The following is a 23,202-nucleotide window of genomic DNA, read 5'->3' as shown; positions in this document are numbered from 1 at the left end:
ATCCTGTTGAATCGGCGGTTTTTTTCAATTTTTGCGCACACGGCCTTTCACCAATTCGAGAGCAGGGTCGATACTGTTACGACGCGGCTGCACACTCTGATAAATCGAACAGTGTCAAATATCGCAATCAGATTGGACCCAAGTATGAAACAAGACGTTTTTGGACAGATGAACACCCTGACCCAGTCGGCCAGTGTCGACGCGTGGAATGGTGTTCTGCTTGGGTTCATGGCGCACGCGGCAGTCACCCCTCAGCATCTTGGCAAGGTGCTCGAGCTTGAGCCTGACTTTGCGTTGGGTCACGCGATCAAGGGTCTTTTCGTCATTTTGCTTGGGCGCCGTGAAATGGTCGCGGTTGCACATGAGGCTCTGGCAGACGCCAAGGCGGCAATGGGCCGCCAGCCTGTGTCTGACCGCGAGAAGCTTTATATCGAAGCGCTTGAACTGTATCTGGCTGACCTGCCATCGCAGGCCGTGCAGAAGTTCGAAGAGGTTCTACGCGCGCACCCCGAAGATTCTCTAGCCATGAAGCTCAGCCACGCCACGCGTTTCGTTCTGGGGGATGCCGAAGGAATGCGCCGCTCGATCGAGCGTGTCATGCCTGCATATGCCCCCGACCACCCCGGTCGCGGCTATTTGCTGGGCTGCCACTCCTTTGCGCTTGAGGAAACCGGCGCCTATGAAAAGGCCGAGATTGCCGGTCGGCAGGCGTTGTGGATGGTGTCGGATGATGCCTGGGGTTTGCACGCTGTCGCTCATGTCCACGAAATGACCGGCAACGCCCAGCTGGGGCTGGACTGGCTTGCCGGGCGCGAGGCTGCCTGGTCCCATTGCAACAACTTCCGCTATCACGTCTGGTGGCACAAGGCGCTGATGCACCTTGATCTGGGTCAGGTCGAACAAGTGATCGAGCTGTATGACGAACACATCCGCAAAGACAAGACCGACGACTACCGCGATATTTCAAACGCCACGTCGCTGCTGTCCCGGCTTGAGCTTGAAGGCGTAAATGTCGGAAATCGTTGGGAAGAGCTGGCAGACCTTAGCGCGAACCGAACCGAAGATGGCTGCCTGATTTTTGCTGATCTTCACTATCTTCTCGCTTTGACCGGCGACAACCGTTCCGATGCGACCGGCAAGATGCTGCAGCGTATCCAAAAAGACGCACAGCGTAATCAAGGGGATACTCCGATCCGAATGTCCGATCCCGGCATCGCAGCGGCCAAAGGATTGGAAGCCTTTGGTGACGGTCTTTACGGTGCGGCCTTCGACTTTTTGTCGACCGCACGGGATGGTATGCAGCTGGCTGGTGGCAGCCACGCGCAACGTGATGTATTCGAGCGCATCACAATCGATTCCGGCCTGCGCGCCGGGCGTCTGGATGCAGTCGAACGCATACTGGACGACCGCCGCGCCAAACGTGCCGGTGGCGAGGATAACTATGCACTTGCACGCCGCGCCCTGATCGATGCGGCGCGTGACAGCGATGACGCGCAAAGCGTTCCAGCCGAATAACAACAAAAAAGACCAAGAAGGACAGAATACGCATGGCGACAATTTCGCCCGCTTCTGATTTTGCGCAAGTCTCGGCCAAGGCCGCGACCCCTGCCCGCACGCGTGATCCGCGGCTGGATTTCTATCGCGGTATCGCGATGTTCATCATCCTGATCGCCCATATTCCGAACGATCCTTGGGCCAAATGGATCCCGGCCCGGTTCGGGTTTTCCGACGCGACCGAAATCTTTGTATTCTGTTCCGGCATGGCCTCGGCCATCGCCTTTGGCGGAGCGTTCATGCGCAAGGGCTGGTGGTTGGGCACGTCCCGCGTGGTCTTCCGTATTTGGCAGGTCTATTGGGCGCATATCTGTCTGTTCTTCTTCGTGGCCATGTCGATGGCGGCACTGGATCAAACGGGTTTGTTTGAGAAAACATATGTTTCATCCCTGAACCTGCAGCACTTTTTTAACGATCCACTGCCTCAGATGGTCGGGATTTTCACCCTGACCTATGTGCCCAACTATTTCGACATTCTACCGATGTATCTGGTGGTTCTGGCTTTGATGCCGCTGTACATGGCGTTGTACCGCGTCAGCTTTTGGCTGATGGCCGCGACCTGTGTGGCCGTCTGGCTGGTTACACAATTCGGTCTGATGGCCCTTCCGGCCGAACCATGGTCCGAGCGTCAGTGGTTCTTTAACCCGTTTGGCTGGCAATTGCTGTTCTTCACGGGCTTCGCCTTTATGCGTGGCTGGATACCTGCGCCGCCTGTGTCAAAAACCCTGATCTGGGCCGCAATCGCGTTTCTGGTCCTGTCCATGCCGTTCGGGTCGTGGAAAGTGTTCCTGTGGATCGACGCCCTCGCCCCTGATCTGGCGGATCAGATCCGCAAGGTCTGGCCGCTGACCAAGGAACTGCGAGACAAAACTGAATTCGGTCTGTTCCGCTATATCCACTTCCTGTCGCTGGCCTATCTGGGATGGGTCGCCGCTGGCGAGCATGGCCACCGCCTAATCGCCACCGGACACAATCTGGGTGCACGAATCTGGCAGTGGCTACTGGCTGTAATCTCGAAAGTCGGACAGCAATCGCTGGCGGTCTTCGTATTTTCCATGGCTGCCGCGCGACTTATCGGCGTTGGCCTGGACTTGGCTGGGCGGGATTTTGCCAGTGTTTTCATCGCCAACATGATTGGCTTTGCCATGATCATCGGCGTGGCCTATCTGGCCGCGTGGTTCAAATCTCAACCGTGGAAGTCAAAGAAATGAATTTTACGCGCCGTGCATTTTTGGCCTCATCCACTGCGTTGGCCTTTGCCCCGTCCGCCTTTGCAACGGGGGGCGAGGTGCCCTTTGACCGAAACGATGTAATCGTGCTGGCGCGGGACATGGCCAGCCGCCCTTATGCCGAACGTGAGATGGTGCCACAGGAATGGCAGGATCTGACCTATCAACAATACCGCTCGATCCGGTTCCGTCTTGACCGCGCGCTGTGGTACGAGACCGAGACGCCATTCAACGTCGATTTCTTCACCCCGGGCCTGTATTTCCCGCGCACCGTTAAGGTCGAGACGGTCGAAAATGGAATGACCACGCCGGTGACTTTCGATCTGGCGATGTTCGACAAGTCCGAAGACGTGCCGCAACTGCCCATCGATGACACGCTGGGCTTTTCCGGCCTGCGCCTGCGCACCGAAATGCACCGCCCCGGTAAAACCGACGAGTTCTGCGTCTGGCAAGGTGCAAGCTATTTCCGTGCGATCGGCCTGCACGAGGTCTATGGGCTGTCCGCCCGTGGCCTAGCCCTGAAAACAGGCGATCCGGATGGCGAGGAATTTCCTGAATTCATCCGTTTCTGGCTGGAACGTCCCAAGCCCGGTCAGCGCGAAATGGTCGTCCATGCCCTGATGGACAGCCCTAGTGTCACCGGGGCCTATCGGTTCAACGTCACCGCGGGTGCGGACTGCATCATGGATGTCGAAGCGACGCTCTTCCCGCGCGAAGAGCTTACCCATGTGGGCATCGCCCCCGGCACCTCGATGTTCCTGTTCGACCAGACCAACCACAGCCGTTTTGACGACTTCCGACCCGCTGTGCACGACAGCGATGGCCTGATGATCCGCAACGGCGCGGGAGAGGTGATTTGGCGGCCCTTGGCCAACCCGACGCGTCTGCAGTTCTCGTCTTTCGTGGATACCAACCCGGCGGGCTTTGGCCTGATGCAGCGTAAGCGGGAGTTCTCGGACTATGCCGATCTTGAGGCGAATTATCACAAGCGCCCCGGTCTGTGGGTCGAACCCAACGGGGATTGGGGCAAGGGTGCCGTGACTTTGGTCGAAATCCCGGCGGATCAGGAAATTTATGACAACATAGTCGCCTATTGGCGTCCGATGGAACCTTATGCGGCGGGCAGCCAGGTTGACCTTTCTTATCGCCTGATCTGGGGCGAAGAGCCTCAGCGCACACCGATGCCGCGCGTGATCAACACTGCGATGGGTGAGAACACCTTTGGTAAAGGTCGTTTGGCTGTGATCGACTTTGAGGCCAGCGAGTTGTTCGACGATCTTGATGCCGTGTCGATCTTTGCCAACTCGCCGCACGCAGAAACGTCTGATGGCGTCTTGCAACGCAACCCAGATACCGGCGGCGTACGCCTCGCGTTTTCGTTCGAACCCGGTGAGCGCGATCATGTCGAACTGCGGGCGCAATTGCTGGTCGGCAAACAACCTGCATCCGAGGTCTGGCTGTACCGATGGACCACATGAACCGCGATCTGCAAATCATGCCGCCAGAGGCCCCTCTGGCGATGCCCGCGCAGGATTTTAGCGCCGGTTTCCGCGATGCACAGGTGCCAAACGGGCCTGCGCGACGGTCTGCCGGATTCTGGCGCGCGCTTACGTTCTCGCCTGCGATGGCGGCCACGTTGGCGCTGCTGTGGATCATGTCGGATTGGTTCGGCGCCGAAGGGATCAACCTGATCGAAGGCATATTGCTGGCGCTGATCTCGTTCAACTTTTTCTGGATATCCTTCACGGTTTGCACCGTGCTGCTGGGCATGATCTCTTTGTCCCGGCAAGAGCGCCCAAAGCGCGAGGCGCGACCTGAACCGCTGCGTGTTGCCCTGCTGATGCCGGTTTACAACGAGGTGCCTTGGTTCGTTCTGGGCAATGCCCGCACCATGCTGGAAGACCTGCGTGCGCGCGGTGGGCAGCATCACTATGCCATGTTCATCCTGTCCGATACGCGCAACCCCGAGATTGCGGCACAAGAACAGGCCAGTATCGAGGCGCTGCGCACAACGCTGGCACCGGGGTTAGAGCTGTATTACCGCCGCCGCGAGCAGAACACGGATCGCAAGGTTGGCAATATCGCCGATTGGGTCAGCCGCTGGGGTGCGGATTGGGATGCGATGCTGGTACTGGACGCCGACAGCCTGATGACCGGTCGTGCGATTTCCCGGTTGACGGATGCGCTGGCGCGTGATCCGGGGGCTGGTTTGATCCAAAGCTATCCTCAATTGATCGGCGCACAATCGGTGTTCGCCCGGATGCAGCAGTTCGCCAACGGCGTCTATGGCATCGCCTTTGCCGAAGGTCTGGCCCGCTGGTGCGGGCAAGAGGGCAACTATTGGGGCCACAACGCCATCATCCGAACAAGTGCTTTCGCCACCTGCGCCGGGTTGCCCAAGCTGCGGTCGCTGGGTGGGCAAGACAAGCTGATCATGAGCCACGATTTTGTCGAGGCCGGTCTGCTGCGCCGCGCCGGATGGGCCGTGCGCTTTCTGCCGCGCATTCGCGGGTCTTATGAAGAAACACCCCCCACCCTGATCGATCATGCGATGCGGGACAGGCGCTGGTGTCAGGGCAATCTGCAGCACCTGAAACTGCTGGGCTCTGCCGGTTTCCGGGCGGTGTCGCGGTTCCATATGTTCCATGGGGCGGTCGGATACCTGATGTCGCCGCTGTGGTTCGCGCTGCTGGTTATGTGGGCCCTGATCGGTCAGGGAAAGGACGCCTCGGTTCTGCATTATTTCAGCCCCGACAATCCGCTGTTCCCGCAATGGCCGGAAATGTCTGAAACGCGCCATGTCCTGATCATTCTGGTCATGTACGCGATGCTGCTGGCCCCGAAAGTGCTTGGCGTTCTGGCCTTGCCGCTGAGCGGAGTGCGCTATTCCGAGTTTGGTAGCGGCGGGCGGTTCTTTACCTCGTTTCTGGCCGAGGTCATCTTGTCGATCCTCTATGCCCCGATCCTGATGGTGCAGCAGATGATTGCTGTGTTCCGCACGGCGCTGGGGCTGCAAAAGGGATGGTCGCCACAGGCCCGTGACGGCGGCACCTATGGGCTTCGCACGCTGATCCTGTGCCACACGCTGGAAACCGTCAGCGGCGTCGCGCTTAGCATCGGCATCCTTGCGGGTCTGGTATCGATCTGGCTGGCTCCGATCGCCATCAGCCTGGCGCTGGCGATCCCTCTGTCCGCGCTCAGTGGTGTCTCGGCAGGCGCGGCCCGTCAGATGGTGGGAATGCGTGAGGATATCACCGAGCCCGCAATCACCCGGTCTGCCCGCCGCTATCGGAACGAGCTAAAGCGCCTGATCGAAGGAAAAGGGGCCGTCACCCCGGCAGAGTAATCAACTGCCGGGCAGTCCCTCGTACCAGTCCAGCATCATGTCGGCCCAGCCTTTCGGCACGGTGTGTCCGCCGGGGAACAAAGCGAATTCCAGGGCAGCACCTTCGGCACATCCGACCCATTTGCGTCGCATGAACTGATCTGTCGTGCCAAAGCCAGATGGCTTGGTGTCGGTGCATTCATTCGCCTCGCGCCAGATTTCCAGGCCGGCAAAGATATCGCCCTGATGGAATCGGCCACCGCCTAGAATACGCCCTTCGAGGGGAACAACGTTGTCGGTCCAGCCATGGGTGTGAAACAGGCGTACCGGGCCGTTGCACTCTTGGGGATGTGGCCGCCAAAAACCACCCGAGACGGGAACATAGGCCGAGAAGGTGTCGGGCGCGTCGCAAGCCAAATAGTTGACCATAAAGCCACCCGCCGAAAACCCGCCCAGGACGACGCGGTCGGTATCGATGCCAAAGCGATCTGCGGCGTCATCAACAACCTCGGTCAGAAACGCAGTCTCGTCGCGTCCCTCCCAGCCGGGATAGAAATTCCAGCTTTGCCGCCCATTCCGCATCGCACCTTCCGGGGCCATGACGGCATAACCACGGCTTAGCAACGGTTCGACCATGCTCCGGTTCTTCATGGTGCCGTTGCCTGTGCCGCCATAGCCGTGCAAAAAGACCACCAGCGGGGGATTGTCTGCCGCAGGTAATTCGATCTGGTATCCGCCATTGGGGGTTTCGCACATACCCTCGTCCGGGCCGCAGGCGGCACCGGCAGAGTGTGCGGTTACTGCAAGGCAGGCCGCAAGCCAAGGTTTAACGGTCATCAGGCTGTCCCCTCATACTCGAGCACCGGCAACCCGGTGCGGACCCAGCCGGGTCCAGATGCCGATCCCAACATGCCTTCGGGCACATCAATGATCTGCGTGAATCCCGCCTCGGTCAACGCATTGCTCAGCCGGGCCGACCGAACGCCGCGTGCACAGATCAGCGCCACGGGGCGGGCCAGATCGCCCGCCACCAGCTGCGTCAGCGCCTGTGTGAAATCATCGCGACGCATATCCAGTGGATGCGCTCCTTCGCCAACACCTGTGCTACGCCACTCTCGGGGTGTTCGAATATCAACCAACAAAACGTCGCCAGAGATCGCCCGTGCGTGCGCCTGCACCACACTCAGCTGTCCGCCCGCGTAGTCCGGCGGGATCAGACGGTATTTGCGAATGGCAAAACCGCCGGCAATCGCTGCCCCGGTCCCCAGAATGACCCATCGCCGGGTCAAAATTGACTGTGCCGCCACGCCATAACCTCCTGTGCCAGCCCAGAATGTTCTATCACAGGGCGGTTTTGAAATCCGCGTCGAAGTGTCGATGCAGGATCAAGTTCCTGTCAACAAGTTGACAAACATCCGATAGCTAAAACACCGCGGCCGAACATCATGAAAAACTTGCAATATCTGAACAGCCATAAGATTATCCATAAAATTCTCGACCGCTCAGACCGGAGTATCGCAATTGTCCCTATTCCTCATCGCGGCCCTTCCCTTTCTCGGAGCTGTTTTTCCTGCCCTGCTGATCCGCGCCGGGCGAAATGCGGCGGCATCTGCCGCAGGCTTGACCACGTTTCTGGCTTTGATGGGGCTGCTTATCCATATTCCGTCGGTTATGCGCGGAGAGGTCATTTCGGCCAGGTTCGACTGGATACCCGGGCTTGGGCTGAACGCAAACTTCATGCTGGACGGGCTTGGGTTCCTGTTTGCCCTGCTGATCCTTGGTATCGGTCTTCTCATCATCCTCTACGCGCGGTTTTACCTGTCGCGTGAGGATCCGATGGGGCAATTCTATACTTATCTGCTGCTGTTTCAGGGCGCGATGGTCGGGATAGTCCTATCCGACAACATCCTGCTTTTGCTTATTTTCTGGGAACTTACATCGCTCAGCTCATTCCTGCTGATCGGCTATTGGAAGCACCTGCCCGAGGGGCGTCAGGGTGCCCGAATGGCGCTGGCTGTCACCGGATCGGGCGGGTTGGCGATGATTGCGGGTATGCTGATCCTCGGCAATATCGTGGGATCATATGACCTAAGCATCATTCTGCAGAATAAAGACCTGATTCAGGCATCACCCTACTATCTGCCTGCGCTTATCCTGATTCTGCTGGGCTGTTTCACCAAATCGGCGCAGTTCCCGTTCCACTTCTGGCTGCCACACGCCATGGCTGCTCCGACGCCGGTTTCGGCCTATCTGCACTCGGCCACGATGGTGAAAGCAGGTCTGTTCCTGATGGCGCGGATGTGGCCGGTTCTGGCTGGAACCGATGCGTGGTTCTACATCGTTGCCACCACAGGGCTGGTCACGATGCTGATCGGTGCGGTGATTGCGCTGTTCAAGGATGATCTCAAGGCATTGCTGGCGTTTTCGACCGTGTCTCATCTGGGGCTGGTGACCATGCTGCTGGGCTTTGGCACGAAGTTCGCCGCCGTCGCCGCCGTGTTCCACATCATCAACCACGCGACCTTCAAGGCCGCCCTGTTCATGACGGCAGGGATCGTCGATCACGAAACAGGCACACGCGATATCAAACGGCTGGGCGGATTGCGCCACCTGATGCCGATCACGTTTACAGTCGGCACAATTGCTGCCTTGTCGATGGCGGGCTTGCCGCCGCTGAACGGGTTTTTGTCGAAAGAGATGATGCTGGAAGAGACGGTCCACACCACATGGCTGCATTCGCACTATCTGGTGCCGGGACTGGCCCTTTTGGCGGCGCTTTTCTCGGCGGCCTATTCCTTCCGCTTTATCAGCCACGTGTTCCTTGGGCCCGAGCGCGACGACTATCCGCATCACCCGCATGATCCGCCGGTTGGCCTGTGGCTAGCCCCTGCATTTCTGGTGGTTCTCGTTGTCCTCATCGGCCTCAATTCCAACGCCATCGTTGGCCCGCTGGTCGCGGTTGTGTCGGATGCGGTCTATGGCGGAGGCAAACCGCCATACTACTCGCTGAAGCTGTGGCATGGGTTTACGCCCGCGCTTTACATGTCGGTTGTCGCCACGCTGGGCGGTCTGTTCCTGCTGTCGCTGCATTCGCGGGGCGAGCGTTTGTGGAACGCCCTGCCCCGCCCCGAGGCCAAGGTCATTTTCGAAGGCATCATCGACGCGCTCACAAGGCTGAGCCATTGGATCACCGACGAATTGCACAACGGCGTCATCAGCCGTTACGCAATTATCCTGATCGCCTTCACCGTGGGCCTTGGATACTACGCCTATTCCACTGGCACGATTGGCGTCGTGACACGGGTTCCCCTGCCCGCGCAGATCATCCCGTTCATCGGGTGGGTTTGTCTTGTGGGTGCAACGCTGGCGATCATGTGGTTCCATCGCAACCGACTGTTGTCGCTGGTTCTTATCGGTGTTGTCGGCCTGATAGTGTCGATGGCGTTCAACTATCTCTCGGCCCCCGATCTGGCGCTGACCCAGATTTCGGTCGAGGTGGTGACGATGATCTTGCTTCTCTTGTCGCTGAACTTTCTGCCCACCGAAACCCCATGGGACAGCAGCGCACCGCGCCGTTGGCGTGACGCTGCAATCTCGGTGGTGGCCGGACTGGGTGCCGGGGGGCTGATCTATGCGCTCATGATGCGCGATTTCGCCTTTCCCACGATATCAGAGTTCCATCTGGCGAATTCGTACAAGGGCGGTGGCGGCACCAATGTTGTCAACGTGATCCTCGTGGATTTCCGGGGCTTTGATACCTTTGGTGAAATCATCGTTCTGGGAATCGCCGCGCTGATCATCTTTGCCCTGACCGAGGCGGTACTAAACTCAAACGTCCGGGCCTATCTGCTGAACCGCAAACCGCACTGGCCACAATCGGGGGATTCGCACCCGCTGATGATGGTGGTGGCAACCCGCGTTATGATGCCGATTGCGCTGATGGTCGGGGCCTACATCTTTTTTCGCGGTCACAACCAGCCGGGCGGTGGCTTCATTGCCGGTCTGATCGTCGCGATTGCGTTCCTGATGCAATACATGGCCAGCGGGTATACCTGGGCCATCGAACGGCAGCGGTTCTACTATCACGGCACCATTGGCTGGGGCGTGCTGATTGCCGCCGCGACCGGTCTGGGCGCGTGGTTCAACGAACGGCCTTTCCTGACCAGCGATTTCGGTTATCTGCACTGGCCTCCCCTAGAGGAGTTCGAATGGGCAACGGCCATCCTGTTTGACACGGGCGTATTCCTGGCGGTGCTGGGTGCGGTGATGCTGGCGCTGGACAGCCTGTCCCGGTTTGCCTGGCAGCCGGGCATGGCACAGGAATTCCCAATGGATATCAACCCGCTGCGGGACGATCTGCTTGAAGAAGAACAACAACAGAAGGAGCAGACTTGATGGAAGCGCTCGTAGCCTCAGCCGTAGGCGTTCTGACCGCCGCGGGTATATTCCTGATCCTGCGCCGCAGGACGTTTCCGGTCATTCTGGGTCTGTCCCTGATCACCTATGCGGTGAATGTGTTTCTGTTTGCGACCGGACGGCTGGCGCTGGACGCGCCTGCGGTTCTGAACAAATACAAGGATGTGCCGTACACAGACCCGCTGCCGCAGGCGCTGGTGCTGACAGCTATCGTGATCTCGTTCGGAATGACGGCGGTGATCGTGATGATCGCGCTGTCTGCCTATCTGTCGTCAAAGGATGACCATATCGACATGAGCGCAAGCGACAGCGTAGACGCACCGGGAGAAGACGCATGAACCACTGGATCATTGCGCCGATCGTCCTTCCGGCGATTCTGGCCCCGTTCATCATCATGGTCCTGCGCTATCATCTTGACCTGCAGCGTATTTTTTCGGTCGCCGGCGTCGTTGGCCTGCTGGGTATCGCCCTGACCATAACCGCACAAGCGACAGGCGGCGATATTCAGGTGTACGAGCTGGGCAATTGGCCTGCGCCTTTCGGTATCGTGCTGGTTCTGGACCGGTTGTCGGCGATGATGGTGTTGCTGACGGCGCTGCTGGCGCTTCCCGTCGTGCTTTATGCCATCGCGTCGGGCTGGGACGACCGGGGCAAGCACTTTCACGCGCTGCTCCACTTTCAATTGATGGGCGTGTGCGGAGCTTTCCTGACCGGCGACGCCTTTAACCTGTTTGTTTTCTTCGAGGTTCTGCTGATCGCCTCGTATGGTCTGATGACACATGGCGGTGGTGCAGTGCGCCTGAAGGCCGGGGTACAATACGTTGCGTATAACTTGCTCGGTTCGACCCTATTCCTATTCGCTCTTGGGACAATCTACGCAGTGACGGGAACGTTGAACATGGCCGATCTGGCTGTGCGGGTTGCCGAAATCCCTGCCGAGGATACGGCCCTGCTGCGGGTTGGCGCAGTTCTGCTATTGCTGGTGTTCTGCATCAAAGCCGCTGTTCTGCCGCTGCATTTTTGGCTGCCAGCCAGTTATGCCAACGCACCACTGCCGGTTGCTGCGCTGTTTGCGATCATGACCAAGGTTGGGGCCTATTCAATCATGCGGGTTTATACCCTGATCTTCGGACCAGATGTCGCCGTGACCGATGGGCTGATCGGAGACTGGCTACAACCCGCAGCGCTGCTGACCCTGGCGGTTGGGGCAATTGGCATTCTGGGGTCAAAGCATATCGCACGCCTTGTGGCATTCTGCGCTATTGCTTCGATGGGGACTTTGTTGATCGCGATCTCGCTGTTTAACGAAACCGCCACTGCGGCCGCGCTGTATTATGTGTATCACTCGACCCTTGCGACAGCACTGATGTTCCTTGTCGCCGATCTGGTCATGCAGCGCCAGTCCGGTGCTATTGCCCCTCAGCCGCCAATGCCGCAAAGCGGGTTGATTGCGGGCCTGTTTTTTGTGGGGGCGATTGCCATGGCCGGGATGCCACCGCTGTCGGGCTTTATCGGCAAGCTGCTGGTTCTGGATGCCTCTCGCGACGCGGCTGACATGCACACGGTCTGGGCCGTGATCCTAATCGGATCCTTCGTGACAATCGTTGGTCTGGCGCGCGCTGGGACGCTGATCTTTTGGAAAAGTCACGATGCGCAGACCAGCGCTGCGTCCGAGGCTACCGAAGAAGAAGTAACCACCGCGCCCGAGCCGTTCCCGGGCCTCGCCTTTACGTCTGTATTCGGAGCGGTTCTGGGTCTTGTGATGCTCACGCTTTTTGCCGGTCCGGCGCTGGAATATGCCAGCAACACCGCCGCGCAATTGTTCACACCGGATGACTACATCTCGGCCGTATTGGGAAGGGAAGAATGATGAAGCTGCTGCACCGGGTCTTTCCGCACCCTCATCTGACTGTCCTTTTGACATTTGTTTGGGTTTTGATGGCCAACACCGGATCGCTGAACTCGGTCGTGTTTGGCCTGCTGCTGGGGATCATCATCCCGTTCATCACCCAACCCTACTGGCCGGATCGCCCGAAGCTGCGCAACTGGCCGATGGTGGCGGAATATATGCTGGTTGTCCTTTGGGATATCGTCATGGCCAATATCGCGGTGGCCCGGATCATCCTGTTCAAGCGCGATGCGGACCGTCAGCCCACATTTGTCAGCGTCCCGCTTGAGTTGCGCACGCCCGAAGCCATCACGGTTCTGGCCGGGACCATCACCATGACTCCCGGCACTGTCAGCTGCGATCTGTCCGCGCAGGGGCACTGCCTGCTGGTCCATTGTCTGGATGCGCCCGACCCGGGCGAGGTTCGCGATCAGATCAAGCAACGCTATGAACGCCGCCTGAAGGAGATTTTCGAATGATCGAATATGCGATTTGGTTTGCCTTTAGCTGTTTCGGCACTGCGATCATGATGTGCCTGTGGCGCATCATTACGGCTGACGGCGTTGGCACTCGCGTTCTGGCGCTGGATACGATGGTGATCAACACAATCGCCCTGCTGATCCTCTATGGTCTGGATCAGGGGACCGAGATTTTCTTTGAATCAGCCATGATCATTGCGATGCTGGGCTTCGTCTCAACCGTGGCCTACGCGCGCTTCATGCTGCGCGGCAATATCATCGAGTGAGGGCGGCATGACATTCATTTTCGAACTGCTTATCTCCTTTTTCTTGATCGTCTCGGGTATCTTCGGCTTTGTCGGCTCTTTCGGCATGATCAAACTGAAAGACCCGATGTCCCGGCTGCACGCCCCTACCAAGGCGACGACACTTGGCGTTGGCGGCGTGCTGCTGGCCTCGATCGCGCATTCGGCGCTGCTTGAGGGCAAACTGTCCCTGCACGAGCTGCTGATCACGCTGTTTTTGTTCCTGACTGCCCCGATCACAGCCCTGTTCATTGCCAAATGGCACATTCACCGTCATGAAAAGCCCAGCGATCTGCCGGACGCGGGCGAGGATGAGCTTTGGGCCACTCACGCGGTTGAACAGGTCGAGGACGTACCAGACCACAGCACGAACTGAGACCGATGCACACGCCTCCGCTGCCCCTGACCCGCGATCTGGTTCTGATTGGCGGAGGGCACACCCACGCCCTGTTGCTGCGCAGATGGGGGATGAACCCGCTGCCCGGTGCGCGGGTGACGCTGATCAATCCGGGGCCAACCGCGCCCTATTCGGGAATGCTGCCTGGGTTTGTGGCGGGTCACTACAGCCGCGCGGAACTTGATATCGACCTGATCAAACTGGCCCGCTTTGCAGGCGCGCGCGTCATACTGGGAAATGTTGAAGGCATAGATACTGAAACCCGGCATGTCCATGTTCCTGGACATGTGCCCGTGGCGTTCGATGTAGCCGCGGTTAATGTCGGTATCACGTCCGACATGCCTGCCCTGCCCGGCTTTGCCGAGCATGGAATTCCCGCCAAACCGCTGGGTCGGTTCGCTGCCAAATGGACCGACTACTTGAAAAAAGACGGCCCAGCCTCGGTCGCCGTGATCGGGGGCGGCGTCGCCGGTGCAGAACTAGCCATGGCAATGGCGCACGCACTGCGCAGCAACGGGCGCACGGCTCAGGTCACCTTGATCGACAAAGCGGAAATCCTGACCGCCACCTCGCAAAAGGCATCTGCGACCATTCGCAAAGCCATGGGCGAACTGGATATCGAAGTGATTGAACAGGCCGCGATTACACGGATAACAACGGATGGTGTTGAACTTGCGAACGGCAGAAACATCCCGGCCACCTTTATCACCGGTGCAGCCGGGGCGCGGCCTTACGATTGGATCGCGCGGACTGGGCTTGTGTTGAAAGACGGCTATATTCGCGTGAATGCCCAACTGCAATCCAGCGATCCGATGGTCTTTGCCGCAGGCGATTGCGCGCATCTGTCCGAGAACCCGCGCCCAAAGGCCGGTGTCTATGCCGTACGCGAAGCACCGGTTCTGTTCGACAATCTGCGGGCCGCTCTGGGGGCCGGTCGGATGCGCCGCTATCGCCCGCAGAAGGATTATTTGAAACTGATCTCGCTGGGCGAAAAATCTGCGCTGGCCGAACGTCTTGGAACCTCACTCAGTGGGCCGTTGATGTGGCGGTGGAAGAACCATATCGATCAGGGCTTTATGAACAGGTTCCGCGATCTGCCACGGATGAAGCCACCCGCCCTACCCAAGGCTCATGCCGCCGGTCTGGCCGAGGCGCTGGGGGACAAACCCATGTGCGGCGGCTGTGGGGCGAAGGTCGGGCGTGGCGCGTTGCAAGATGCCCTGCATGAATTGCCGGACCCTGACCGCGACGACGTTACCCCCCTGCCCGGCGATGATGCGGCCCTGCTGATGACCGGAGGGGTTCGGCAGGTCATGACCTCGGACCATCTGCGCAGTCTCACGCCGGATCCCGTGCTGATGGCGCGCATTGCAGCGGTACATGCGTTGGGCGACATCTGGGCAATGGGTGCCAACCCGCAAGCGGCGACCGCCACCGTTATTTTGCCCCGCATGTCGCCCGAGCTACAGCGGCGAACTATGCGCGAAATCATGTCTGCCGCCAGCGATGTCATACGCGCCGCAGGGGCCGAGATCATTGGCGGCCACAGTTCGATGGGCGATGAGATGACGATCGGTTTTACCCTGACCGGGCTATGCGATCAGAGCCCGATCACCCTGTCCGGCGGGCAACCCGGCGATGCGTTGATCCTGACCAAACCTTTAGGCAGCGGAGTTCTCATGGCCGCCGAAATGGCTGGTCTGGCGAAGGGGGCCTGGGTGGCAGACGCTTTCCACCAAATGACCCAGCCGCAGGGCGAAGCGTCCCGCATTCTGGCCGGTGCGCATGCGATGACGGATGTGACTGGCTTTGGGTTGGCCGGGCATCTGAACGGCATCTGCGCGGCGTCGAACTGTGGTGCCAGTCTGGGAATCGACACCATCCCACTGATGACCGGTGCGCAAGAGCTGGCGGAAATGGGCGTCAGATCGACAATTTTCGCGGATAACCGACAGCTTGCGCCTGCATTGCCGGAAGGCGGGGCGGCAGATTTGCTGTTCGATCCCCAAACCGCCGGAGGATTGCTGGCTGCCGTCGCCCCCGATCAGGCAGAGGATTTGCTGGTGAAGCTGCAAAGCGCAGATTACCCGGCAGCAATTATCGGATCATTGACCGATACGCCGGGTCTGCACGTTCAAAGCTGATCCAGAATCGTCTCGATCCGGGCCGCCACCGCGTCCAGCCCTGCCCTGTCCAGCGCAGGGGCTTCTATCTGGGCGATCACCTCAGCCTGCTTGGCCGAGCGGGATTTGTCGTAAGCCGGATCATAGTGCTGTTGCATCAAGGCGCGCGTCAGGGCCGGTTTGTCATCCGCGTCGATCAGCGCCAGCCAACCGTCGACAATCGCATGACCGCGATGAAAGCGCAGCGGCGACAGACGGTCGCGCAGACGATCCCCGTCTGATAAAATGTCGTCGTAGGCCTTCACCAGATAGTCCGTCCGCGCCTCGATCGATGCTGCGATGTGAATGCGTGGGGCTGCGCGCAGTGCAGACCACAAACTGGGGGGCAGGATCAGAGTGCCGATTTTCGACGATTCCGCTTCGACTACAACGGGACGCGCGGGGTCGAGCAAACAAAGAGCCCCGGCAAGGGCCGATTCAAACGCCTTCTGGCTGGGTTGCCCGCCCGGTCGTTCCCCCAGCAGGGAACCCCGGTGATTTGCCAGCCCTTCAAGATCCAGAACCTGAACGCCCCGAGCCTGCAGATGGGTCAACATTTCCGTCTTGGCCGTTCCGGTATACCCGTCCAGCGCGATCAATCGATGCGGCAGAGGATCGTCGTAGAGATAGGCATTCACCAGCCGCCGATAGGTCCGGTACCCGCCTTCGACCACATCCGCGCGCCATCCGATCTGCTGCAACATCCACGAGAACGAGCCCGACCGTTGCCCGCCGCGCCAGCAGTAGACCAGCGGCCTCCATCCACCTTCATGATGACTGAGGCTGTGTTCGATGTGGTTGGCCGCGTTGCGAAATACCAAAGCGGCACCCAGCTTGCGCGCCAGAAACGGGCTTTGCTGAACGTAGATCGTGCCGACCTGCGCGCGCTCGTCATTGTTCAGAACCGGCAGGTTGATGGCACCGGGCAGATGGTCCTCGGCAAATTCCGCAGGGCTGCGCACGTCGATCACCGTATCGAACCCATGGGCATAAAGCTGCGGCAAGGTAGAGAATTTCAAAGCCATATCCGCCGTTTAACGCGCATGGGTTGGAATGGAAAGATACAGCACGCGCCGTCTAGGCCGACCACCACGCGTCGCAGGCCGCAGGTGTCAGGCGGGCCGCCAGACCGATCCCGACCAGTTCGCTTCGTTCAGGCTGGTCAATGTCGCGGATATCAACCTCGGTCCCGACAACCTGAACCTGATACCCTCGCCCGCCCTGCCCGCGCACCTGCCCCTTAAGGCGATAGAGCCCGCTTGGTCGGGATGCGAGCGCTGATGACAGTTGGGCCTGCCCCATGGACCGGCCACCTGAATAGAACCATTTCGCATAGGCCGGATGCTGCGCCCGATCAGCGCGCCCAAGGTTCAGCCCGGTCAGCAATAGTTGTTCGATGCTCAAGTGATCGGTCGCCACCTGAGCGGCAGTTGGGTTCAGCGCGGATAGTGTTTCGAGCATTGTCGGAGTAACTGGCGATTTGCTAACAGCGACCACCTGAGCGCAAGCGATCTGGCCTTTGATCTGCGTCCCGATCAGTGGATCACCGCACAGATTTTCGAATTGCAGACCATCGACAACCGTAACAATGCCCGAAAACATCAACTCGGGCTCGGCATGGGCCACGTTGGCGATCCGTGCGGGGTCGGCGATGCCGCTGGCCTCGATGATCAGATGGTCCGGCCTTGGGCGGCGATCCAGCGCGTCGCCGACGGCCAGAAACAGGTCCGCTCCCATCGTGCAGCACACGCAACCATTCGCCAGTTCAATTGTGTCTTCGGTGGCCGAGGTCAAAAGGCCTGCATCGATGTTAATCGCACCAAAGTCGTTGACCAGCACCAAGATGCGCAACCCATGATCCGCCGCCAATAATTGGTTGATCAGGGTGGTTTTGCCTGCCCCCAGATAGCCGCCGATCACTGTCATGGGAAGCTGATTCACAGACGATGAACCTCTCCGCCAAGGACCGTTCCAAGGATCGCGACATCCTTTAGCGCAGCGGCAGGCACGTCGGTTGGATCTTCGCCGAGTATCACAAAATCCGCCCGTTTTCCTGTCTGGATCGAGCCGATCTCGGCATCTATTTTCAACGTCTGCGCCGCGCCAAGGGTGATGGCGTAAAGCGCCTCGTCAACGCTGATACATTGCGCTGCACCCAGAGTCTGGCCGCTCATGGTCTGGCGGTTGACCGCGCACCATGCGGTGAAAAGCGGCCCCATCGGCGTCACCGGCGCGTCAGAGTGGATCGCGGTGATGACACCCGCATCCAGACAATCGCGCACCGCATCCATCGCCTGCGCCCGATCAGGGCCGATGGTCAGCGCCGCGTGCTGATCGCCGAAATACCAGATGTGGTTGGCAAAGATGTTGCAGGCAATGCCCAGTTCAGCGGCGCGGCGGAACAGGGCGGCATCCATCATCTGACAATGCTGCAAAACATGCCGCGCACCGGGCCACGGATATTTGCGCGCCGCAGCCTCCAACGCGTTCAGACTGACCTCGGCAGCCTCGTCGCCATTGACGTGGATGTGCATCTGCAGGCCGTTCTTCTGCATCTCTTCGCAGAGCTGAAAGATCAATTCAGGCGGTGTATTCCACAAGCCGTTTGGCTGCCCGCCTATGTATCCGGGCGCGCGGACTCGGGCCGTCCAGCCCTGAATCGATCCGTCGGTCATCAGTTTGACCGCGCCCAAGCGCAGCTTGTCAGTCGACGCCTTGCGCATGGCAAGCGCGTTTGCCGCAATATCCTTGGGTGTGCCCCCCATCGCCCCGATCGCAGGAAACAACCGCACTGGGAAATCCGGCCTATCCGTCGCCGCAGCCAGCCGTGCAACATCTTCGTCTGCCAGAGTCGCAAACAGATCGGTGACGGTAGTGACACCCGCGCGCTTGCAGACCTCACCATAGGAACGGATCGCGGCATCGGTCTGCGTCAGCGCCCGAAAATCGATGCCCGTTCGGCGCATCACCGGGAACATTGCGGCCATCTCTTGCAACTCGCCCGTTGGCAAGCCGTCCTGGTCCTTCAGGACACCTTCGACGTTGGTATCCCGGTCGTATCCGGCCAACGCAAGGGCCGCGCTGTTGGCGCAGAGCAGATGGAAATTGGAATAGATGATCGCAATCGGGCGCGACGTGCTGACCTGATCCAGATGACGGCAGCCCAGCCGTTCGCTGGTCAGAAAAATCGGATCAAAGCCCCACCCCACCAAAGGTTGCCCGGGCGGCAGTGACGCCTCGAACTCTTTCAATCGTTCGATGACCTGCCCGATTTCAGTCATGCCCCGATGCATACGGCCTTGCGGATCGATCCTGTCGTGATAGCCGCAATAGGCAAAATCCCACATCGCGCCCGCCATCATATGTGCATGACCTTCGACAAACCCCGGCATCAGGACCGCATCTGACAGGTCGACACTATGCTGCGCACCGCCCCACGGGTCGGCGCAATCGGCACCGCCGACGGCCAGAACGCACCCGTCGCGGACTGCAACATGCGTGGCACGGGGCTGGTTGCGATCCATGGTCAGAACCAATTTTGCGTGGAAAAGAACGGTGTTGCTCATGTCGCTCCTGTCGCCGTTTCCAAACAGCTACCCAAGCTTGGTCGTTTGGGAAAATAGAATTAGTATCTGAGTATCACACAAAAAATGAAGGATAGGCCGTGCGCTTCACCCTCAAGCAGCTTCAGTATTTCGACGCCGCCCTGCGCACAGGATCGATCGCCCGCGCCTCGGTCGAGATGAATATTTCGCAATCCTCGATCACCGCCGCCATAGACATGATCGAAAGCACAACCCAAGCCGAACTGTTGCGCCGGATGCCTGCCAAGGGGATCGTCGCCACCGACAAGGGGATCGAGATCGGCGCGCGGATACGCGACTTTCTGGAACAGGCGCGCATCTTTGAATCCGACCTGCTGACGTTGACCGGTGATCCAGCGGGTACGTTGCGTCTGGGCTGTTACGCGCCAACCGCGCCTTATGTGCTGCCGCCGATCCTGAAGCGCATTTCGCAGGATTTTCCGCAGATCCGGGTCGAGATCAAAGAGGGCGATATGCTGAGCATTGCCGAAATGCTCAACAGCGGTGTTGTTGATCTGGCGCTGACCTATCGCCGGGCGGCCCCCAAGGCGCAGCCTTTCCTGCCGATGTTTGCAGCAGCCCCGATTGCCATGATCCCGGATGTTTCGCCGCTGGCGCAGAAGCCGCAGGTCACGCTATCGGAACTTGCTGACCTGCCGATGATCCAGTTGGACCTGCCCGGCGCACCAGACTATTTCGAGGGCCTGTTTACCGCCGAGGGCCTCCGCCCTCGCGTGGCTCATACGACCAAAAGTTCGTCTGTTCTCAGAGGGTTGGTTGGGGCCAATCTGGGTTATGCGATCCTGAATATCTGCGGTCCGCTAGATCGGAAGGGCCAGAATGGCTATGTCGCGCGGCCCATTGCGGGGGATCAGGACGCGCCGCAATACGGTGTCGCCTATACCGGTGCCGGGAAACGGTCGGCGCTGGTTCGCACGGTGCTTGAGACCTGCAGTGAGATTGCCGATCACGGTGGCTTTGACCACTTGCTGTCGAGCGGAACCTGAAACATTCAAAAAATGTGACAATACCACTACAAAAGAATGGTTTTCTGCATTTACGGGGATTGAGTAGCGTTTCGGTACAACTCGGGGCCACATAAGGCTCCGCGATCTGGTCTGCCAACCGCTGCACGCTATCGGACAGCCGGACCGCGAAAACGCGACCAACCAGGAGGATCACATGAAACTGAGCAATCTGAAACGGGTGACAATGCCGGTGCTGGCATTTGCGCTGGCCGCCACATCCGGTTTGGCCGCCGACATTACGATGAATGTGGGCTTTGGCGCACCTGAAGAGTCACTGTATGGCCGTTTTGGCAAGATCTTTCAGGAAAAGGTCGCCGAACACACGGACGGCGCGATTGAGGTCAAGCTGCGCTGCTGCAACCAGATTTCCAGCGAGGATGAGGCGTTCAAGGCCATGCAGCTGGGTACGGTCGATGGGTTCTTCATTACCGCCAACAATGTCTCGCCCCATTGGCCGCTGATGGATGTGACCGTTCTGCCTTACATCTTCCAGAACGCAGAACATCTGGACCGCGTGCTGAACGGGCCAGTTGGGCAACAGATGAAAGACCAGTTGCAGGCCGATACCAGCGTGCACATGCTGGCCTTTGGCCCGGCGCTCTATCGCGATTTCTATAATTCGGTACGACCCGTCAACACAATGGCCGATATGGAAGGTCTGAAAATCCGTGTGCCCAAGAACGAGGTCATGATCGCCACGTTCGAAGCCTTTGGTGCAAACCCTGTGCCGCTGGCATGGTCGGAAACCCCGACCGCGCTGCAGACTGGCACAGTGGATGGCGGCGACAATGGCACGTCTTTCATCCGTGACATGAAGTTCTTTGAGTTCGAGCCGCATCTGGTCATCCTCGAACATTTTGTGGCCTTCGCTCCGCTCTTTGCGTCGGATAACTTCATGAGCAAGCTGAATGACGAGCAGCGCGCCCAGATTATCGCCGCAGCCGAGGCCGCCGGGGCCGAGTTTGCCGCTCAGGTCGCGACTGAAACCGAAGAGGTCCGGCAATGGCTGGTGGAAGAAGGCGGCATGGCCCGTACCGACCCTGACCGCGCCGACTTTATCGCCGCCGCTCAGGGCGTGCAGCAAGAGTTTGCTGAGAAACGGGGCGACGATTTCATCGCTCTGGTGAACGCCATTCAGGCCGAGGCGCAATAAGAGCAACCGATACCAACATAGAGGGCGCCCCGGATGGCGCCCTTTTTTGGCCCGGATAAGGGACGAGGGATACCAATGTCTGCGCTGAAATGGCTGGAACGGCATTTCGAGGAACTGATCTGTTGCACATGCCTGTCTGTGATCGCGGTAGCGGTCTTTGCACAGGTAGTGGCGCGCTATGTCTTTCAGGTGGCCCTGCACTGGACCGAGGAAACCGCTGCCATGTGCATGGTCTGGGCGGTTTACATGGGCGCGTCGCTATGTGTACGCGAGCGGTTCCACATCCGCATCATGGTCGCGGTGCAGGCCCTGCCAACCGGGTTCGGCAAGATCGTGATTTTCATCGCCGACATCTTCTGGGCCTTCTTCTGCCTCTTCATGCTGCGGATCAGTTGGGATTATCTGACTGTTTTCTGGCGCTTTCCCGAAACCAGCCCCAGTTTGGGCATTAACCAATTCTACCCCCAAACCATTCTGGTGATCGGCTATGGGCTGATGCTGATCCGTCTGGTGCAAACCTATGTCAACTGGTGGCGTGATGGGCGCAACGGCCTGCCCGGAATGCTGGATGAGGAATGGGAAGCCACCTCGAAGGATCAGGAGCATCAGATATGAGCGCCCTGATGATCCTGGCCATCGCCTTTGTGGTGCTGACCGTCATGGGCGTGCCGCTCTTTGTGTCGGTCGGCCTGACTACAGCGCTGGCGCTGTATCTGATCGACATCCCGTATACGCTGATGGCGCAGACTGGCTATGGCAGCCTGACGCCCTTTCCCCTGCTGACAATTCCGCTGTTTGTGCTGGCCGGGCGATTGATGGAAGTGGGCGGCATGGCCACCCGCATGATCTCAATCGCGACCAACCTTGTGGGGGCCTATCGCGGGTCAATGGGGTTGGTGACGGTCTTTGCCTGTATGTTGTTTGCCGCGCTGTCAGGCTCGGGCCCTGCCACCACGGCCGCGATTGGCTCTGTCACGGTTCCGGCCATGAAGCGCGAAGGCTATGACGTGCCGTTCGCTGCCGCCATTACCGCCAGCGCCGGCGCATTGGGTAGCCTGATCCCGCCTTCGAACCTTCTGATTATTTACGGGCTGGTCTCGGAAACCTCGATCCCGCGCCTGTTTCTGGCGGGGCTGATCCCGGGGCTGATGGTCACAATCCTGCTGATGATCACCACTTACATCGTCGCCCGTCGGCGCGGGTACGGAGGCGACGGCGAGCGGTTCTCATGGGGCCCTTTCCTGCGCGCGGCATGGGATGGTAAATGGTCCATCGGCGCTCCGGTTCTTATCCTTGGCGGCATCTATGGCGGGGCCTTCACCCCGACCGAGGCCGCAGGCGTTGCCGTGTTCTATTCGCTGTTTGTCGGCTTCTTCATCTACCGCGAACTGACGATCAAAAAGCTGATCGAGGCACTGCGCTTCACATCCCTGCTGACCGGCATCCTGATCCTGTTGACGCCCACATTGGCCTTCGGACAACTGACAGCGTTCTACGATGTGCCCACGGCGGTGCAGGACGGCATAACCTCGATCACCGAGAACAAATTCCTCGTTCTGCTGCTGATCGGCGTATTCTACATCTTCATCGGCACGTTCATGGAGTCGTTGGCTGTCCGTCGTCAGGGATTTTGGGACAGATGTCGGCCTGAGCTAAGAGAGGATCTGGCGCATCTGGTTGGATTGATTATGCGGCGGATTTGC

Annotated in this window: 20 protein-coding genes; 15 read left to right on the top strand and 5 right to left on the bottom strand. The window is 59.3% G+C overall.

What is annotated here, in order from left to right; all coding sequences use genetic code 11:
* Positions 1-144 precede the first annotated feature (144 nt).
* Genes ACR0FG_RS00100 through mdoH form a run of 4 tightly spaced genes read left to right on the top strand, consistent with a single transcriptional unit; the run spans position 145 to position 6,129 of the window.
* Positions 145-1,515, top strand: coding sequence for a tetratricopeptide repeat protein (locus ACR0FG_RS00100; protein WP_480888947.1), 1,371 nt, complete (start codon positions 145-147; stop codon positions 1,513-1,515).
* A 32-nt stretch (positions 1,516-1,547) separates the two neighbouring features.
* Positions 1,548-2,765, top strand: coding sequence for an OpgC domain-containing protein (locus ACR0FG_RS00095; RefSeq protein WP_170713545.1), 1,218 nt, complete (start codon positions 1,548-1,550; stop codon positions 2,763-2,765).
* Positions 2,762-4,261, top strand: coding sequence for an OpgD/OpgG family glucan biosynthesis protein (locus ACR0FG_RS00090; RefSeq protein ID WP_480888946.1), 1,500 nt, complete (start codon positions 2,762-2,764; stop codon positions 4,259-4,261). The genes ACR0FG_RS00095 and ACR0FG_RS00090 overlap by 4 nt, the downstream gene beginning before the upstream one ends.
* Positions 4,258-6,129, top strand: a complete 1,872-nt coding sequence (gene mdoH / locus ACR0FG_RS00085) for a glucans biosynthesis glucosyltransferase MdoH (protein WP_480889531.1) — start codon at positions 4,258-4,260, stop codon at positions 6,127-6,129. The genes ACR0FG_RS00090 and mdoH overlap by 4 nt, the downstream gene beginning before the upstream one ends.
* On the opposite strand, the gene ACR0FG_RS00080 is transcribed toward mdoH, so the two are convergent.
* Both ACR0FG_RS00080 and ACR0FG_RS00075 read right to left on the bottom strand, forming a co-directional pair.
* On the bottom strand, positions 6,130-6,945 hold the full coding sequence (locus ACR0FG_RS00080; protein WP_480888944.1) for a CE1 family esterase: 816 nt from the start codon (positions 6,943-6,945) through the stop codon (positions 6,130-6,132).
* Positions 6,945-7,415: a rhodanese-like domain-containing protein gene (locus ACR0FG_RS00075; RefSeq protein ID WP_480888942.1), complete on the bottom strand. Its 471-nt coding sequence runs from the start codon at positions 7,413-7,415 to the stop codon at positions 6,945-6,947. The genes ACR0FG_RS00080 and ACR0FG_RS00075 overlap by 1 nt, the downstream gene beginning before the upstream one ends.
* Before the next feature lie 214 nt (positions 7,416-7,629).
* Between ACR0FG_RS00075 and ACR0FG_RS00070 the strand changes: the two genes are divergently transcribed.
* From ACR0FG_RS00070 to selD, 7 genes are read left to right on the top strand one after another with little or no spacing between them, the layout of a single operon-like run.
* Positions 7,630-10,503, top strand: coding sequence for a monovalent cation/H+ antiporter subunit A (locus ACR0FG_RS00070; RefSeq protein WP_480888940.1), 2,874 nt, complete (start codon positions 7,630-7,632; stop codon positions 10,501-10,503).
* Positions 10,503-10,862 (top strand): Na+/H+ antiporter subunit C, encoded by a 360-nt coding sequence (locus ACR0FG_RS00065; RefSeq protein WP_170713535.1) that lies wholly within the window; start codon positions 10,503-10,505, stop codon positions 10,860-10,862. The genes ACR0FG_RS00070 and ACR0FG_RS00065 overlap by 1 nt, the downstream gene beginning before the upstream one ends.
* Positions 10,859-12,394: a monovalent cation/H+ antiporter subunit D gene (locus ACR0FG_RS00060; RefSeq protein ID WP_170713532.1), complete on the top strand. Its 1,536-nt coding sequence runs from the start codon at positions 10,859-10,861 to the stop codon at positions 12,392-12,394. Before ACR0FG_RS00065 ends, ACR0FG_RS00060 begins: the two co-directional genes overlap by 4 nt.
* Complete coding sequence (locus ACR0FG_RS00055) at positions 12,394-12,891, top strand: Na+/H+ antiporter subunit E (RefSeq protein ID WP_170713765.1); 498 nt, start codon at positions 12,394-12,396, stop codon at positions 12,889-12,891. Before ACR0FG_RS00060 ends, ACR0FG_RS00055 begins: the two co-directional genes overlap by 1 nt.
* The gene (locus ACR0FG_RS00050; RefSeq protein ID WP_170713530.1) at positions 12,888-13,157 is read left to right on the top strand and encodes a K+/H+ antiporter subunit F; all 270 of its coding nucleotides are present in this window, start codon (positions 12,888-12,890) and stop codon (positions 13,155-13,157) included. Before ACR0FG_RS00055 ends, ACR0FG_RS00050 begins: the two co-directional genes overlap by 4 nt.
* 7 nt (positions 13,158-13,164) lie before the next feature.
* Positions 13,165-13,551, top strand: a complete 387-nt coding sequence (locus ACR0FG_RS00045; RefSeq protein ID WP_170713528.1) for a Na+/H+ antiporter subunit G — start codon at positions 13,165-13,167, stop codon at positions 13,549-13,551.
* 5 nt (positions 13,552-13,556) lie between these two features.
* A complete protein-coding gene (selD, locus tag ACR0FG_RS00040) occupies positions 13,557-15,716 on the top strand; it encodes a selenide, water dikinase SelD (RefSeq protein WP_480888939.1) in 2,160 nt (719 codons plus the stop codon).
* On the opposite strand, the gene mnmH is transcribed toward selD, so the two are convergent.
* Genes mnmH through ACR0FG_RS00025 form a run of 3 tightly spaced genes read right to left on the bottom strand, consistent with a single transcriptional unit; the run spans position 15,707 to position 19,300 of the window.
* A complete protein-coding gene (gene mnmH, locus ACR0FG_RS00035; RefSeq protein ID WP_480888937.1) occupies positions 15,707-16,759 on the bottom strand; it encodes a tRNA 2-selenouridine(34) synthase MnmH in 1,053 nt (350 codons plus the stop codon). The two genes, selD and mnmH, sit on opposite strands and share 10 nt — an antisense overlap.
* Positions 16,760-16,811: 52 nt before the next feature.
* A complete protein-coding gene (locus ACR0FG_RS00030; RefSeq protein ID WP_480888936.1) occupies positions 16,812-17,675 on the bottom strand; it encodes a CobW family GTP-binding protein in 864 nt (287 codons plus the stop codon).
* Positions 17,672-19,300 carry an amidohydrolase gene (locus ACR0FG_RS00025; RefSeq protein ID WP_480888935.1) on the bottom strand — a complete coding sequence of 543 codons (1,629 nt, stop codon included), beginning with the start codon at positions 19,298-19,300 and terminating at the stop codon, positions 17,672-17,674. The genes ACR0FG_RS00030 and ACR0FG_RS00025 overlap by 4 nt, the downstream gene beginning before the upstream one ends.
* 98 nt (positions 19,301-19,398) lie before the next feature.
* Between ACR0FG_RS00025 and ACR0FG_RS00020 the strand changes: the two genes are divergently transcribed.
* From ACR0FG_RS00020 to ACR0FG_RS00005, 4 genes are all read left to right on the top strand, one after another.
* Positions 19,399-20,325, top strand: coding sequence for a LysR substrate-binding domain-containing protein (locus ACR0FG_RS00020; protein ID WP_480888933.1), 927 nt, complete (start codon positions 19,399-19,401; stop codon positions 20,323-20,325).
* Positions 20,326-20,500: 175 nt separating this feature from the next.
* The gene (locus ACR0FG_RS00015; RefSeq protein WP_170713520.1) at positions 20,501-21,499 is read left to right on the top strand and encodes a TRAP transporter substrate-binding protein; all 999 of its coding nucleotides are present in this window, start codon (positions 20,501-20,503) and stop codon (positions 21,497-21,499) included.
* 75 nt (positions 21,500-21,574) lie between these two features.
* Entirely contained in the window at positions 21,575-22,114 is a 540-nt protein-coding gene (locus ACR0FG_RS00010; RefSeq protein ID WP_480888932.1) for a TRAP transporter small permease, read from the top strand.
* Positions 22,111-23,202 (top strand): TRAP transporter large permease (locus ACR0FG_RS00005; protein WP_480888930.1); only part of this gene is annotated, 1,092 nt, incomplete at its 3' end. The genes ACR0FG_RS00010 and ACR0FG_RS00005, both read left to right, overlap by 4 nt.

It is taken from the genome of Ruegeria sp. E1 (genome assembly GCF_056534225.1).
The sequence above is the reverse complement of the archived record's forward strand: the minus strand, read 5'-3'. Positions and strand labels throughout refer to the sequence as shown.

Coding starts and splice junctions, on each gene's coding strand:
- ACR0FG_RS00080 (WP_480888944.1), bottom strand. CDS start 6,945: ATGACCGTTAAACCTTGGCTTGCGGCCTGCCTTGCAGTAACCGCACAC.
- ACR0FG_RS00045 (WP_170713528.1), top strand. CDS start 13,165: ATGACATTCATTTTCGAACTGCTTATCTCCTTTTTCTTGATCGTCTCG.
- mnmH (WP_480888937.1), bottom strand. CDS start 16,759: ATGGCTTTGAAATTCTCTACCTTGCCGCAGCTTTATGCCCATGGGTTC.
- ACR0FG_RS00100 (WP_480888947.1), top strand. CDS start 145: ATGAAACAAGACGTTTTTGGACAGATGAACACCCTGACCCAGTCGGCC.
- ACR0FG_RS00010 (WP_480888932.1), top strand. CDS start 21,575: ATGTCTGCGCTGAAATGGCTGGAACGGCATTTCGAGGAACTGATCTGT.
- ACR0FG_RS00055 (WP_170713765.1), top strand. CDS start 12,394: ATGAAGCTGCTGCACCGGGTCTTTCCGCACCCTCATCTGACTGTCCTT.
- ACR0FG_RS00060 (WP_170713532.1), top strand. CDS start 10,859: ATGAACCACTGGATCATTGCGCCGATCGTCCTTCCGGCGATTCTGGCC.
- mdoH (WP_480889531.1), top strand. CDS start 4,258: ATGAACCGCGATCTGCAAATCATGCCGCCAGAGGCCCCTCTGGCGATG.
- ACR0FG_RS00015 (WP_170713520.1), top strand. CDS start 20,501: ATGAAACTGAGCAATCTGAAACGGGTGACAATGCCGGTGCTGGCATTT.
- ACR0FG_RS00090 (WP_480888946.1), top strand. CDS start 2,762: ATGAATTTTACGCGCCGTGCATTTTTGGCCTCATCCACTGCGTTGGCC.
- selD (WP_480888939.1), top strand. CDS start 13,557: ATGCACACGCCTCCGCTGCCCCTGACCCGCGATCTGGTTCTGATTGGC.
- ACR0FG_RS00095 (WP_170713545.1), top strand. CDS start 1,548: ATGGCGACAATTTCGCCCGCTTCTGATTTTGCGCAAGTCTCGGCCAAG.
- ACR0FG_RS00025 (WP_480888935.1), bottom strand. CDS start 19,300: ATGAGCAACACCGTTCTTTTCCACGCAAAATTGGTTCTGACCATGGAT.
- ACR0FG_RS00065 (WP_170713535.1), top strand. CDS start 10,503: ATGGAAGCGCTCGTAGCCTCAGCCGTAGGCGTTCTGACCGCCGCGGGT.
- ACR0FG_RS00050 (WP_170713530.1), top strand. CDS start 12,888: ATGATCGAATATGCGATTTGGTTTGCCTTTAGCTGTTTCGGCACTGCG.